This is a genomic window from Chryseobacterium tagetis (assembly GCF_016735585.2).
GTDB lineage: Bacteria > Bacteroidota > Bacteroidia > Flavobacteriales > Weeksellaceae > Chryseobacterium > Chryseobacterium tagetis.
Genome location: NZ_JAERSE020000001.1, coordinates 746050 through 762527 on the forward strand (window position 1 = coordinate 746050; position 16478 = coordinate 762527).

10 protein-coding genes are annotated in these 16478 nt (G+C 39.1%); all 10 read left to right on the forward strand.

Annotation, left to right across the window (positions count from 1 at the left end; all coding sequences use genetic code 11):
• The first annotated feature begins 134 nt into the window (after positions 1-134).
• A complete protein-coding gene (locus JI747_RS03235) occupies positions 135-3044 on the forward strand; it encodes a SusC/RagA family TonB-linked outer membrane protein (RefSeq protein ID WP_225686248.1) in 2910 nt (969 codons plus the stop codon).
• An 11-nt stretch (positions 3045-3055) separates the two neighbouring features.
• Positions 3056-4597 (forward strand): RagB/SusD family nutrient uptake outer membrane protein, encoded by a 1542-nt coding sequence (locus JI747_RS03240; RefSeq protein WP_225686249.1) that lies wholly within the window; start codon positions 3056-3058, stop codon positions 4595-4597.
• Positions 4598-4607: 10 nt separating this feature from the next.
• Positions 4608-5477, forward strand: coding sequence for a hypothetical protein (locus JI747_RS03245; RefSeq protein WP_225686250.1), 870 nt, complete (start codon positions 4608-4610; stop codon positions 5475-5477).
• 21 nt (positions 5478-5498) lie between these two features.
• The gene (locus tag JI747_RS03250) at positions 5499-6953 is read left to right on the forward strand and encodes a glycoside hydrolase family 30 protein (protein WP_225686251.1); all 1455 of its coding nucleotides are present in this window, start codon (positions 5499-5501) and stop codon (positions 6951-6953) included.
• A 67-nt stretch (positions 6954-7020) separates the two neighbouring features.
• Positions 7021-9243: a glycoside hydrolase family 3 N-terminal domain-containing protein gene (locus JI747_RS03255; protein ID WP_225686252.1), complete on the forward strand. Its 2223-nt coding sequence runs from the start codon at positions 7021-7023 to the stop codon at positions 9241-9243.
• 237 nt (positions 9244-9480) lie between these two features.
• The gene (locus tag JI747_RS03260; protein ID WP_225686253.1) at positions 9481-10284 is read left to right on the forward strand and encodes a glycoside hydrolase family 16 protein; all 804 of its coding nucleotides are present in this window, start codon (positions 9481-9483) and stop codon (positions 10282-10284) included.
• Between the two features lie 96 nt (positions 10285-10380).
• Positions 10381-11820, forward strand: coding sequence for a glycoside hydrolase family 30 protein (locus tag JI747_RS03265; protein ID WP_225686254.1), 1440 nt, complete (start codon positions 10381-10383; stop codon positions 11818-11820).
• A 324-nt stretch (positions 11821-12144) separates the two neighbouring features.
• Positions 12145-13791 carry a BspA family leucine-rich repeat surface protein gene (locus JI747_RS03270; RefSeq protein WP_225686255.1) on the forward strand — a complete coding sequence of 549 codons (1647 nt, stop codon included), beginning with the start codon at positions 12145-12147 and terminating at the stop codon, positions 13789-13791.
• 74 nt (positions 13792-13865) lie between these two features.
• The gene (locus JI747_RS03275; RefSeq protein ID WP_225686256.1) at positions 13866-14357 is read left to right on the forward strand and encodes a hypothetical protein; all 492 of its coding nucleotides are present in this window, start codon (positions 13866-13868) and stop codon (positions 14355-14357) included.
• A 484-nt stretch (positions 14358-14841) separates the two neighbouring features.
• Positions 14842-16476 (forward strand): T9SS type A sorting domain-containing protein, encoded by a 1635-nt coding sequence (locus JI747_RS03280; RefSeq protein WP_225686258.1) that lies wholly within the window; start codon positions 14842-14844, stop codon positions 16474-16476.
• The last annotated feature ends 2 nt before the right edge of the window (positions 16477-16478 follow it).

Sequence of the window (16478 nt, forward strand, 5' to 3'; positions counted from 1 at the left end):
TTTTTAAGAAAAATTATGCCTTTCAACCCCCAAAAATAAACGAAATATTAAAATAGTTATTAATAAAATGTTAATTATTTAAAAAAAAATATATTTTTATTGTCTCAATTTGAGAATTAAAAAACTAACTGTATATGAATGTAAGAATATCAAGAAGTTTAGGGCTTGTTGCAGTGCTCTATTTTACTGCAAATTTCAGTGCCCAAAACACCAAAAAAGACACGCTTCCGAAAGAGCAAAAAATTGAGGAAGTGGTAATGATCGGTTACGGTACTCAGAAGAAGAGTAATGTGACGGGTGCGATCTCCAGTATTAAAGCTTCAGATTTGGAAGATGTTCCTACAGGGAGGCCGGAACAGGTGCTGCAAGGAAGAGCTGCAGGGGTCTCTGTAATTTCAAATTCCGGACAGCCTGGATCTGCTGCTACAGTAAGAGTTCGTGGGATTACCAGTTTTGGAGCGGGAAGTAATGATCCGCTTTGGGTGGTAGACGGAATTGTGGTAGACAATATCGAATGGCTGAATCAGGCAGATATCGAAAACATGGAAATCTTAAAAGATGGTGCTTCGGCCGCAATCTATGGGGTTGCCGCTGCAAAGGGGGTTATCCTGATTACTACGAAAAAAGGCTCTAAAGGAAGATTAAATCTTAGCTATAACGGATTCTTCGGAGTAGGAACTGCAGCCCGTAAACTTGATCTTTTGAATGCAACACAGTATGCAACCATCAGAAATGAAGCCAGTGTAAATGACGGAGGTTCTCCCATTTTCTCAAATCCGAATGCTTTGGGAGCAGGAACAAATTGGCAGGATGTAATTTTTAACAGTGCCCAACGCCAGTCTCATGAATTCAGCATTAGTGGAGGAAGTGACAAATCTACATTCTTTACCTCTTTCGGATACTACGACCAGGAAGGGATTGTAATGAGAGATATTTCAAATTATAAGAGAATCAATGCGAGAATCAACTCAACTCATAAAGTTTTTGATTTTTTAACGATAGGACAGACTTTTGCATATACCCATAAGAAATCAGCAGGAATCAACGCGAACGGAGAATTTGGAGGACCTTTGAGTTCTGCAGTTAACCTGGATCCAACAACTCCGGTTTTGGTAGATAACGTTTCAACACAACCTTTTCCAAGTGATTATTCAAACCAATATATTGTAAGAGATCCTGCAACAGGGCAACCTTATGGAATTTCTCATTATGTGAATCAGGAAATGTCTAACCCTCTTGCTTTTCAGCAGACACAATTAGGAAGATATAACTGGGGAGATGATTTAGTAGGAAACGTTTTTGCTGAGTTAAAGTTTTTAGATCACTTTAATTTTAAAACGACAGCTAACGGAAAATTATCTTATTGGGGGCAGCAAGGATTTACCCCTTTGTATTATTTGAGTCCGTCTTTAAAAAATGATACTTTCAATAGCCTGTTTAGACAAAATGAAAAGAAATTTGAATGGAGTACCGAAAACACGGTTACTTACCAAAATAAATTCGGAAGTCATAATCTAAGCGTTTTATTAGGACAGGGATATTATGAATACAATATTTCTTCAGGTCAGAATGTGACCTATACGAATCTTCCTGTAAATAACTGGCAAGATGCTTCATTCAACTTTGATATTCCTCAGGCAGACAGAACGACTGCAGCTTGGGACGGAAAAGAAACCCATAAAACCTCTTATTTTGCAAGGGTCGTTTATGATTTCGAAAACAAATATCTTTTCACAGGAACAATGCGTAGAGACGGATCTTCTAAGTTTGCAAAGGCTCACCATTGGGGTAATTTCCCTGCGTTCTCTTTAGGATGGAATGTTTCTAACGAAAATTTCTGGCCACAGAATGATATTGTTAACAGCTTAAAATTCAGAGGAGGATATGGTATATTGGGAAATGATGCAATTGATAATTTCCAGTTTGCTAATTTCTTGGTTGCGGGAAGTAATTATTCTTTCGGAGACAACAATATTCACATAGGATATGCGCCAAGTACACTGGAAAACCCAGATTTGAAATGGGAAAAAACTTCTCAGTTAAACGTTGCCGCAGATCTTAAATTATTTAAAAACTTTGACCTTACAGTTGATGTTTACAGAAAAAAAACTTCTGATATCTTAAGACAGGTTAATATTCCAGGTTATTTAGGTTTAACGAATAATCCTTGGAGAAATATCGGGGATATGAATAACAACGGGATAGAAGTAAGCTTAGGATATAAAAAGAACTGGGGAGATTTTGGAATTTCGGCTAATGGAAACTTCGGCTATTTAAAGAACGAAATCACAAGATTAGAAGACAATAAACTGTATGAAAACTTTGCTTCATTCCAATCTATGGGTGCGGTTTCAAGATTACAGGTGGGAAGTCCTTACGGATCTTTTTATGGATACCAGAATATGGGAATCTTCCAGAACCAGGCTGAAATTGATGCCTACAAAAATTCGAATGGTGCTTTAATTCAGCCCAATGCAAAACCGGGAGATTTCAAAAGACTGGATGCCAATGGAGATGGAAAAATTGATGAGAATGACTATGTATACTTAGGTAACTCTGTACCAAAATACACGTTTGGTTTCACGTTAAATTTAAATTACAAAAACTTTGATTTAATGGTGTTTGCTCAGGGGCAGGCTGGTAACAAAATCTTCCAGGGTCTGAGAAGACTAGATATCGGTAGTGCCAACTATCAGACAGCAATTCTTGACCGTTGGACGGGTGAAGGAACTTCTGATTCTACCCCAAGAGTTACTGTGACAGATCCTAATCAGAACTTTACAAGAATGTCAGATTATTATTTACAGGACGGAAGCTACCTACGTTTGAAATTAGTTTCATTAGGATATACACTTCCTAAAGAAGTTTCAAAAGCTTTCGGGGCAAGCAAAGTAAGATTCTACGTTACGGGAGAAAACTTGGTAACGTTTACGAAGTACACAGGTTACGATCCTGAAATCGCTGGTGGAGATACTTTCGGTATAGACAGAGCGTATTATCCTCAGGCAAGAACTTTCCTTTTTGGTGCTAATGTTCAATTTTAATTAAAAGAAAAATGAAAAACAAAAGATTTATATATAAAAGTGTAGCTGTTTTATTGCTAGCGGGAATCAGTTTTGAAGCTGTGTCTTGTAATAACAGTAATTTGGAAGACGTACAAAATACCGGAACGTTTGATACAGATAATTTCTTCAAAAACGAAGATCAGGCATTTGCAGGGTTGGTAGCAACCTACGATCTTCTCCGAAAATATTCAGGTGGTTTTGAAAATTCGGTTACCTTCTTTAATGCTGCTTCGGATGACTGCTATTCAGGAGGAGGAAGTTCTACGGATGGAGCCGGTATTCAGGGATTTGCCAATTACAGCATCAATCCGGTTATCATGCCTCCAAGTTATTGGAGAGATTATTATCAGGGAATTGCAAGAGCCAATCTTTTATTGGAGAGAATTCCTAATGCGGATATGAATGATAATACAAGAAAAATGTTTGTCGCTGAAGCAAAAACATTAAGATCGCTTTATTATTTTGAGCTTGTAAGAATGTTTGGGAATATCCCTTTAATCTTAAAGCCTGCAAAATATAATGACGACTATTATAATATTCCGCAGGTTCCAAAAGCTGATGTCTATACTCAGATTGAAACAGATCTATTGGCTGCAATTAATGATTTACCGGATATTCAGTCTCAAAAAGGAAGAATCTCCAAAGGAACAGCACGTGCCATCTTAGGAAAAATTTATTTGTATGATAAAAAATACAGCGATGCGGCTGCTCAGCTAAACCTGGTAAATGGTAATACTCCAGGAGGTGCGGCAAGCCAGTACGGATATGCATTGGTATCTGACTATAAAAAACTTTGGGAAATTGATAATAAATTTACTTCAGAGTCTATTTTGGAAGTAATGAGTACAAACAAAGGAAACTCAGATTGGTCATTTTGGGGAACAGGAAAAGATGAAGGTAATTCAATTTGTGTAATGACGGCAATAAGATCATACAGTGTGAAAACATTTGATCCTCCGGCTGTAAATGATGCTCCTAAAATTTATTCCGGATGGTCATTCAATCCTATTACAGAAGGCTTATTTGCTTTTATGCAGGGCGATCCTCGTTTGGATGCGACTGTATTTAATGCTAAAAAATTGGTGCAGGACGGTAAAATCACTTATTCTGCAGCCTATAAAGACACGGGTTATTTTCTGAACAAATATCTGCCAAGAACTACAGATGTTTCTACATTACCGGGAGCTCCGGAACTTAACTTCCGCCAGAATTATATTGCTATCAGAGTGGCAGATACCTATTTAATGGAAGCAGAAGCATTAGGAGGAACAGGAGCCAGAGCTCAGGCATTATTAGATGCTGTACGGGCGAGAGTGGGACTTACTTCTGTTCCGGTTTCTATGCAGGCGATTAAAGACGAAAGAAGAAGAGAGCTAGCCGGAGAAGGTCACAGATGGTTTGACCTGGTAAGATGGGGAGATGCTCCTTCGATATTAGGATCAAGAGGATTTACTGCCGGTAAAAACGAAATCCTTCCTATTCCGCTTACTGAACTTACCAACACTGTATTAAAACAAAATCCTGGATACTAAAATTAAAAAAATGATAACTAAATATATTAATAAAAGCCTATTAATAGGTTCTGCTGCCTTTTTCTTGGCGAGTTGCTCTCCCGAAACTGTTGATGAAGGAAATGGTTTGACTCAACCCTCTGTGGACGCGGCATTTACCCTAACTAAAACTGCTGAAAACAGATACCATTTAAAAAGAGTGCAGGATAATAACATCAATTTCATCAATTCACAATGGAATATAGATGGTGATGGATTCGTAAACGGAAAAAATGAAATGGATATTTTTCTTCCGGATGCTGGTACTTATGTTATTCAACATAGTGCTGTAGGTATTGGTGGTGTATCTGGTGGAATGACTAGCCAGACAGTTGTTGTACCTACTTCAGACCCTGTGGCAGGAAATATTATTCAGGGGGGAAGATTTGATACTCCGGCTGAAGTTGCCAAATGGACTATTTTTCCGATCAGTCCTACAGGGGCACAATGGGTGTTTGCCAACGGTAAGGCTACCATTGTAGCTTCAGGCAGCAACCAACAGGCTTTCTATCAGGCTGTAAATGTAGTTGCAGGACAAAAATATTCTATAGATTTGGTTGCTTCTTCAGCAACAGCACTTGCTGATACATGGTTTGAAGTGTATATGGTAGATTCTTTGCCGGCACCGGGAAGTGACATTAGTGGAACAATTTACAGAAATATTAACACCTGGGATGGTTGTGGAACCACACCATTTGGAGGTAAAATTTCTGCTATAGGTTGTAATGGTAACGGAAATACAAAAAATGCGGGAGTTTATACGGCTACAACAACAGGAACAGTTTACTTGGTCATTAAATGTGGAGGAGGAAATGTTAGTGGTTTAAGTGTTGACAAAGTTGAACTGAGAAAAACTACTTAATCTTCCCACAACTAAAATGATATGATTTCACAATATTCATATAGTTTCGTACTTAGAAGTGCTGCACTTTGCGGTGTAGCGCTTCTTTCTTTTTTTAACTGCAGCAGCTCTGATATAGCAAATGGTGACAATTCAGGTGGCAGCGGAGATACCTCGGGAGATCCAGTACAGGTATGGTTAACAAAAGGAGATCAGTCGGTGAAACTACAACAACAGACGACAGCTTACTTTTCAGGGACTTCAGGAACAGGAACAACCGTTGAGGTAGATGCTTCACAGGTTTTCCAGAGTATTGACGGTTTCGGATACACCCTTACGGGAGGGAGTGTTCAGGTGATCAATCAGCTGAATGCAGCCAAAAGACAGGAACTACTGAATGATCTGTTCGGGAGTTCAGGAATTGGAGTAAGTTATTTAAGAATCAGTATCGGAGCTTCAGATCTGAACAGCGAAGTTTTTTCTTATGATGATCTTCCGACGGGACAGACAGATCCTGCGCTTTCGCAGTTTAGTGTAGCGAAAGATCAGACTGTAATTCAGATGCTAAAAGATATTCTGGCGATTAATCCTAATATTAAAATCCTGGCAACACCATGGTCACCTCCGGTTTGGATGAAAGACAATGGAAACAGTATGGGAGGAAGTCTGAAACCTGAATTTTACGGAACCTACGCTCAGTATTTCGTAAAATATATCCAGGCAATGCAGGCACAGGGAATTAAGATTGACGCTATTACTCCTCAGAACGAGCCTTTGCATCCCGGGAATAATCCAAGTATGTATATGACTCCGGGAGATCAGGCCACTTTTATTAAAAACAATTTAGGTCCGGCTTTTCAGGCGGCAAATATTACTACAAAAATCATTGCCTACGATCACAACTGTGATAACCCGGCTTATCCTTTGGCGGTTTTAAATGATACTGCAGCCAACCCTTATGTGGACGGATCTGCCTTCCATTTATATGCAGGAGATATTTCGGCGCTGAGTACGGTTCACAACCTATTCCCAAATAAAAACGTATACTTTACAGAACAATGGACAAGCTCTACAGGAGGATTTTCCGGAGATCTCGATTGGCATGTGAAAAATGTGATTATCGGATCGATGAGGAACTGGAGCAAAACAGCTCTGGAGTGGAATGTAGCAAACGACGCTTCGTTTGGACCTCATACACCGGGTGGCTGTACACAGTGTAAAGGAGCTATTACAATTAATAATGCAACGGGATATGACAAAAATGTGGCGTATTACATTATCGCCCATGCTTCAAAATTTGTTCCTGCAAATTCCCAGAGAATTGCTTCTACACAGGGAGACAATCTCTCAACAGTGGCTTTTAAAACACCGGCAGGAAAAACAGTTCTGATTGTTCAGAACAGCAATACAACAGATAAGGCATTTATGATTAAATATAATCAGAAAACGGCTTCTGTAAAAATTGCAGCAAGTGCAGTAGCCACTTATATTTTTTAAGATAAACCTTGAAACCGCGCATCGTACTCATGAAGTACGATGCGGTTTCATACATAGAAAATAGGATATGAAAAGAATTTATTTCTTATTAGCATTTACAGCATTCGGACTAAATCTGTTCGGGCAGAAGACCATTGATCAGAGAGTCTCTGAGCTGTTGTCTAAAATGACACTGGAAGAAAAAGTAGGACAGCTGGTTCAGTATAGCGGTTTTGAGTATGCAACAGGTCCTCAGAATTCCAATTCTGCGAATGTTTTAAATGAAATAAAACAGGGGAAAGTCGGTTCTATGCTTAATGTAGCAGGAGCAGAAGAAACCAGAAAATTTCAGGAGTTAGCTTTAAAATCCAGATTGAGGATTCCTTTGTTATTCGGGCAGGATGTTATTCATGGATACAGAACAACATTTCCGGTGAATCTTGGTCAGGCGGCGAGTTGGGATTTAGGATTAATAGAAAAATCTGAAAGAATTGCTGCGACCGAAGCTTCAGCTTACGGGATTCACTGGACTTTTGCACCGATGGTGGATGTTGCCAGAGACCCGAGATGGGGAAGAGTAATGGAAGGTTCCGGCGAAGATACTTATTTAGGAACTCAGATTGGGTTGGCCAGAATCAAAGGATTTCAGGGGAAAGGCCTTGGAAGTCTTGATGCTATCATGGCCTGTGCAAAACACTTTGCAGCATATGGAGCAGCGGTGGGCGGAAGAGACTATAATTCTGTTGACATGAGTTTAAGACAGCTGAACGAAACCTATCTTCCACCTTTCAAAGCGGCAGCAGAAGCCGGAGTAGCTACTTTTATGAACTCTTTTAATGATATCAACGGAATTCCGGCAACAGCCAACAAATATATTCTGAGAGATCTGTTAAAAGGAAAATGGAATTATCAGGGCTTTGTGGTTTCAGACTGGGGAAGCATTGGCGAAATGGTTTCTCACGGCTATGCAAAAGACAATAAAGAAGCTGCGGAAAAAGCAATCCTTGCAGGGAGCGATATGGATATGGAAAGCCGTGCTTATATGGCTGAACTTCCCAAACTGGTGCAGGAAGGAAAAGTGGATCCTAAATTTATTGATGAGGCTGCAAGAAGAATCCTGATTAAAAAGTTTGAGATGGGATTATTTGATGATCCGTACAGGTTCAGCAATGAGAAAAGACAGAAAGAACAGCTGAACAATCAGGAAAACAGAAAATTCGGAAGAGAATTTGGTTCGAAAAGCATTGTTTTGCTGAAAAACCAGAAGAATCTTTTACCTCTTTCAAGATCAACGAAAACAGTTGCTTTAATTGGTCCTTTCGGGAAAGAAACTTCTGCCAACCACGGATTTTGGTCGGTTGCCTTTAAAGACGACAGTCAAAGAATTATTACACAGTTTGACGGAATCAAAAATCAGCTGGACAAAAATTCTACCTTATTATATGCAAAAGGAGCCAATGTTGATGATCAGGACAAGTCTATGTTTGCAGAAGCGGTAGAAACAGCAAAAAAAGCAGATATTGTGATCATGACCTTAGGGGAAGGTTCTTCAATGAGCGGTGAGGCGAAAAGCAGAAGCAATCTGCATTTTACAGGAGTTCAGGAAGACCTGTTAAAAGAAATTGCCAAAACGGGAAAACCGATTGTTTTAATGATCAATGCGGGTAGACCTTTGGTTTTTGATTGGGCGGCAGACAATATTCCAACGATCATATACACTTGGTGGCTGGGAACAGAAGCCGGAAACTCTATTGCAGACGTTCTTTTCGGAACCGTAAACCCGGGAGGAAAACTACCCATGACTTTCCCTAGAACGGAAGGACAAATTCCAGTGTATTACAATCACTATAATACAGGAAGACCTGCGAAAAATAATACGGACAGAAATTATGTTTCTGCTTATATCGATCTGGATAATGATCCGAAGTTTCCTTTTGGTTACGGGTTAAGCTATACCCAGTTCAAATATTCTGATATGATCCTGAGTTCAACAGACCTTAAAGGAAATCAGACTTTAACAGTGAGCGTAAATGTTGCCAATACGGGAAAATATGACGGGGAAGAAGTGATACAGCTTTACATAAGAGATTTATTTGGAAAAGTGATAAGACCTGTGAAAGAATTAAAAGGTTTCCAGAAAGTTTTCATTAAAAAAGGAGAAACTAAAACCATCACATTTACTTTAACTCCGGAAAATCTGAAATTCTACGATGACGAACTGAATTTTGACTGGGAAAGCGGAGCATTCGACATTATGATCGGAACCGATTCTCAGAATGTTCAGACAAAAAGAATTAATTGGTCAAAATAATATAAATTTAGTGGTCAGGAGCGGGATGAAACCCGCTTTTGGCGGTAAAGAACATTAGGTTTTAATGAATTTGAATGTTGTATTTGTCATTCTGAAAGGAACGAAGCAGATGGAAGAATCTCCATGAATAATAGAGATTTTCCCTGTATCAGAGGGATAAACTTTGAAAATAGATGAGAATGCCTTAATTTTAATTCAATTTTTAAAATCAACATAGAAAAACCTCAACCTTTATATATGAAATTACAAAATATCACAACCATTTTTATCGGAGGAAGTCTCCTGTTTTCCGCTTTAAACTGTGCTTCAAACCAACCCTATTCAAAAAGAAAATTAATATGGAGTGATGAGTTTAATTATAAAGGGTTACCGGATTCTTCCAAATGGAACTACGACGTAGGTGGTCATGGGTTTGGAAATGAAGAATCTCAGTTCTATACAAAAGACCGGTTGGAAAATGCAAGGGTAGAAAAAGGAAACTTAATCATAGAAGCAAGAAAAGAAAACTGGGAAGAAAGTAAGTATACCTCAGCAAGACTTTTGACTAAAGGTAAATTTGCATTTCAATACGGAACCGTTGAGGTAAGAGCCAAGCTTCCTAAAGGACGCGGAACCTGGCCTGCTATATGGATGCTGAGTGAAGACATGAAAAAGTGGCCCAATGACGGAGAAATAGACATTATGGAACATGTGGGATATGATCAGGGGATTATTCATGCTTCTGTTCACACAAAAAATTACAATCATCTGAAGGCATCAGAAAAAACAGATACTTTGAAAGTGGATGATGCCAGTGAAAAGTTCCATGTTTATAAAGCGGACTGGACGCCGGATAAAATTGAGTTTTATATCGATGATCAGAAGTTCTTTACTTATGAAAACGAAACCAAAACCTATGAAACATGGCCTTTTGACAAACCGTATTTCCTCCTTTTAAATTTAGCGGTCGGAGGATTATGGGGCGGGAAAAGAGGTATTGATGATAGTATTTTTCCTCAAAAATATTATATAGACTATATAAGAGTCTATCAGAATAAATAATAGATATCGCTAAATTCCCCTCCTTTGGAGGGGTGGATAAATTTTCATTGAAAATTTAGACGAGGTGGTTTAAACATATAAATTAGAAAAGATATAATGAAGAGATTAGTCGTAAGTTGTTTTGTAGTCGGGATGGCTTTTAATGCCAATGCACAGAACTACTGGAAAAAAAATGCCGGTAAAGCAGCCAGAATTTACCTTACCAATTCCACTACCAATGAAAAAATGGTAGACAAAGGAAGTGTAAAATTTGAAAAGCTTGACCAACCTAAAGAAACGGATGCCTGCATTTTTGTAGATCCGGATTTTAAATATCAGAAACTGATAGGAATAGGAGGGGCCATCACAGATGCTTCTGCCGAGACCTTTTATAAGATGCCTAAGAACAAGCAGAAAGAGATTCTTGATGCGTACTATGGCAAGAACGGATTAGGATATACCGTTGTGCGTACCAGTATGAATTCATGTGATTTCTCAAGCGATTCATACACCTATGTTCAGGATAATGATACTGCTCTGAAGACATTCAATGTCGCCCACGATGAGAAGTATAAAATTCCATTAATTAAAGAAGCTCAGAAAGCGATTGGAAAAGATTTTACCTTCTATTTTTCCCCTTGGAGTCCACCAGCCTGGATGAAATCTAATAAAAGTCTGTATAAAGGCGGAAGATTAGAAAACGAATACTATCAACCATGGGCTGATTATTATGTAAAATTCATCAAAGAATACGAAAAAAGAGGAATTAATATTTGGGGTCTGACCGTTCAGAACGAACCTATGGCCACACAGAGTTGGGAATCCTGCATCTATACAGCGCAGGAAGAAGGGGAGTTCCTTAAAAATAATTTAGGGCCAACCCTTTGGAAAAACGGCTATAAAGATAAAAAAGTAATGATCTGGGATCATAACAGAGATCTTATTTATCAAAGAGCTACTACAACATTAGGAGATCCGGAAACCGCAAAATATGCATCCGGAATCGGGTATCACTGGTACGAAACATGGAATAACAAAACCCAGCTTTTTGATAATCTGGCAGAAACACAAAGAGCTTTCCCGGATAAATTCCTTGCCTTTACAGAAGGCTGCAAAGAACAGTTTGACCTTTCTAAAATCTATGATGTAAAGCTAGGCGAGCTATACGGCAGAAATATGATCAACGACTTCAATAAAGGAACTGCTTTATGGACGGATTGGAATGTACTTCTTGATGAAACGGGAGGGCCTAACCACGTTGGAAATTTCTGTTTTGCACCAATTATAGCAGACACCAAAACAGGAGAGCTTCATTATACCTATGAATATTACTATGTAGGACACGTTTCGAAATTCATTAAACCGAATGCACAGAGAGTCGGAAGCTCATCCAACAGGGTAGCTTTAACTTCTACCACCTTTTTGAATGAAAACGGACAGCTGGTAACAGTCATCATGAATGATACAGACAACGACATCGATGCTAATTTATGGATCGAAGGAATGGCTGCCAAAATTGCTGCACCTGCACACTCTATACAGACCGTAATTTTATAAACTTCATATTAATTTTATTTTATTATTTCGGCGGCTCCTTTGGAGCCGCCGATTAAAATGCCAGTCTTCCGTTAGGAAGACTGGCATTTTTTGTTCGGATTCCTTTATTTCATTTTTTGTAGAGCAATCTCCATTTTATCACAAAAATGGAATAAAAGCACACTCAACACTACCTGTGAGTGTAAGTGAGTGTGCTTTTATATGATGAAAATGAGTAAGATACTTCATTTTTGTAGGTCAAATTGTTGCGTGCGCATATTGATTGCCTGTGCCCAAAAGTGATTACACACCAACAGCTATTTACTCACAATTAAAATTATTATTATGAAAAAATTACTATTTATTCTTTTATGCTTTGCGATGTCTTTCATCAAAGCACAGAACCCAATTATCACCACTTGGCAGCAAACCGATGCTGCTCCTATTGCACTTTATACTACTGGCACCTATACCTACACATGGGTCAGTACGAGCGACCCGTCTATCAATGGCAGTGGTACGGGAAATAGCTCCGGCACTACTTATATTAGCTTACCATCTTCAGCTCATCCTACCTATACTGTTTCGATATACCCAACCTCCCAGTTCAGATTTAATTTTTTTACAGGATCGGCTTCTAGTTCTAAATTAAAAAATATCAACCAATGGGGAGATGTGAACTGGGTCCCGGATTTATCTCAAATGTTTTATGGTTGTAATAATTTAGAAATAACAGCTACCGATATTCCTGATTTTTCTAATGTTACCAATATGTCTTATATGTTTTACAACTGTTCCAGCCTCATAACTGTTCCTAATATGAGCAATTGGGATGTATCTAATGTTACCACTATGTATTATATGTTTGGATTTGCAGACCATTTTAATCAGGATATAGGCAATTGGGATGTGTCTAATGTGACTGATATGTCTTATATGTTTGATGGGACAGACGATTTTAACCAGGATATAGGCAATTGGGATGTATCGAATGTGACCAATATGGGTGGTATGTTTAGTAACGCAATCACTTTTAACCAGGATATAGGCAATTGGGATGTATCGAATGTGACCAATATGGGTGGTATGTTTAGTAACGCAATCACTTTTAACCAGGATATAGGCAATTGGGATGTATCAAGCGTTACCAATATGGGAAGTATGTTTTATAATACTTTATTAGGAAGTCAATTTAACCAGAATATAGGCTCTTGGGATGTATCGAATGTGACCGATATGGGTGGTATGTTTAGTGGTGCCACCACTTTTAATCAAGATATAAGCTATTGGGATGTATCTAAGGTGACCAATATGCCCAATATGTTTAGTGGTGCCACCACTTTTAATCAAGATATAAGCTATTGGGATGTATCTAAGGTGACCAATATGCCCAATATGTTTAGTAGTGCTACCACTTTTAACCAGGATATAAGCTCTTGGGATGTATCTAAGGTAACCAATATGTCTTATATGCTTTATCAGTCCACCAATTTTAACCAAAATCTTGGGAGCTGGAACCTTAAAGCAGGTGTCCTGTTAAATGCCATGTTAAGTTATTCTGGGATGAATTGCGAAAATTACAGCAAAACATTAAAAGGCTGGGCAGAAAATTCAAGCACTCCCAATAGCAGGATCCTTGGGGTATACGGGCTAAAATACGGATCTGCCGGACAAACCTACAGAAATATCTTGACAGGCACCAAAGGCTGGACAATATCAGGAGATACCTATGATGCAAGTTGTACCGCCACTCTTTCTACAGCAGACGTAGTAAAAGATACAGTTACAAAAGTGTATCCTAACCCTACCACAGGTATATTCTATATAGAAGCAGACACAAAAAGCAATGCACAGCTCTATGACAGTGCAGGAAAACTGATAAAAACCATCAGCTTGAACGCAGGAAAAACCACAGTAGATATCTCTGAACTTCCAACAGGCGTTTACTTTATTAAACAGGAAAATACATCTGCTAAGATTATTAAAAAGTAATATCAATAATAAAGCAACAGGCTGTCTTTTTCAGGGGGCCTGTTTTAAATTAACCAAATCAAAAATCAATTATTATGGCACTAGAAAATTTAATCAGCATTTCGTTCTCAGAAGCAGAACTTACCCAGTTGGATCAGGCTATCACCAGTATCGAAACCGTACTGCAGGGCAAAACCATCAATCTCGATGCAGAGCAGAGACAACAGTACGGCAGCATTGCCGAGCAAAACAAGCTCTTTGTCAACAAAGCCAAATCTTATATGGAGCAGTATCCTCAGTTTGTTCCTCCGTTTTTAGACAAAGCAGAATATGACAGGGATTATGCCGCCAGACAACAGCTGGAAATCCGTATGCAGCGCCTTTCTTCCGTTACCGAGCAGCTATCGGATACCAAAACCCTCTTAGATTTTGACAATTACCACAACTCACTTACTTTTTACAGGAATCTGAGATACCTTTCCCGTGAGAATATGCCTGGAACCAACGTAATCTATGATGATATGAAACAGTTCTTTGTAAGCAGCCCTACAGCTTCGCCTAACGAAGACAATAAAGCCGGTTCCTAACCCCTTTTACCCGGTCCCGAACCACCCCTCAGACGGTCCTGAAGTGGCTGTAACCGGTTGGTGAAGTGATGAAAGGAACTTCTCTAGATGGGTATACCTGGTTCCCAACCCCTTAAAAGGGGTTTCCCAAATGGCTGCAGACACTTCCACAAGTCCTTGCAGACACTTAGCAACCGCGTTCAGGCACTTCAATAACCGGCTGCAAGGGCTTTTACAAGTAGTTTTCACCAATTAGAAACCGGTTACAGGTAACTCACCAACCGGTTTCAGCTGGTCTGTGAATCTTAATGATTGTAAATAAAATACGACCTACTTTGTCGTATCTCTGAAATACCTTTGTTTCAGCGATAATAAGAGGGGATAAAATCTCTCTGATATGATAAAATTCACAATTATTTCATTATAAATCTAATATGTGTGAACTAAAAACAATATTTTTGCAACGTTTTAAGAATTAATAACAATAAAACTTAAATAAACTCGGATGAAAAAACTCTATATGGGTGCATACTTCTTATGCACAATTCTGAGCGTATCCGCTCAGGAAGTCCTATGGCAAAAAGACATCAAATCCACTACTCAGGATTTCTTAAGCCAGGTGACTCCGACGGTAGATCTTCAGTACCTCATTACCGGAAGCTCCATTCAGTCAAAAAAAATCTCTACAGACAACAAACAAAATAACGGCTACGATTTCCATCTGGTGAAACTCAACCAGCAAGGCGAAGAGGTCTGGGAAAAATATTTCGCAGGAAAGAACCATGACTATCTGTCTGCTTCCCTTTCCACGCAGGATGGAGGTTTCGTTCTAGCAGGCACCACTTTTTCCGGAAAAGGTCTTGATAAAAAAGAAGACTCCAAAGGAGGATCTGATATCTGGCTGATCAGAATCAATGAATTCGGAGATGAATTGTGGCAGAAAACCATAGGCAGTACCTCCGATGAAGAAGCCAGATCCGTAATACAAACCACCGACTTAGGATTCTTTGTCGCAGGAAATGTTCAGAATTCCCCACAAGGCTATGGTTCCAAAGATGTTCTCATCGTAAAATTAGATAAAAACGGAAAAGAGCTATCTCAGCTCATTTTAGGCGGAAAAGGATTAGACGAAGTAGAGAAAATGATCCCGACAAAAGACGGAGGTGTTTTACTGGGAGTCTATTCGAGGAGTTCCGAGATTCGGGGTTCGGGTTCCGGATTGAGTGATTCGGGAGCTAATTCAGTTACAAGTACTACCACCTCGAATCCCGTATCCCGTTATCCCAAATCCACGAACAACTACGGTGAAGGCGATTACTGGATCATTAAACTGAACAAAGACGGGAAAGTAGAATGGGAAAAGAACTATGGAGGAACAGGAGATGATCACCTAAGAACATTAGCCATGACTACCTCAGGATTTATCATAGGAGGCGAAAGCCGTTCAGAACGCTCAGGCAATAAAACCGTAGGGATAGAAGAAGGAACCGATCTATGGCTGATCTCATTAAACGAAAGAGGCGAAGAAATCTGGCAGAAATCTTACAACTTTAAAAACAGAGATGTCTTAATGGGAATGCATGTGATTCTGAAAAAAGATGAAAGAGAAAAGAATAAAGATTTAACCAAAGGAGTTTTACTTGGAGGCTACACTCAGGCAGAAGGGAGAATAGAAGCCGATGATGAGACCTTCTGGATGCTGTATATCGATGAGAATGGCAATGAGCAGTGGAGAAAACATGTGAAGGGAGAATCCAGAAAGAGAGAGGAAAGACTTTCTGATATTAAACTCAACAGAGATGGTTCTATTATTCTGGCAGGAACGAGCGCAGAGGAATTAGGAAAGGAGAACTGGAAGATTATAAAGCTGGGCGATCAGCAGGTCGATCTGCTCATTGAAAAGCAGGATATCAAGATCTATCCGAATCCTGTATCGGATTATGCGTATGTAGAGATTGGTTTTGACTTCAAGGAAGCAGATATCACGATGTATGATATGTCGGGAAGACAGCTTCAGAGTCTGAAAACAAAGAATAAGGTCACGAAGATCAACACGCAGCCTTTAATACAGGGAGCTTACCTGATTACGATAAAAACGGATACGAACAAAACTGCGAATGCTAAACTGATTAAGAAATAAAC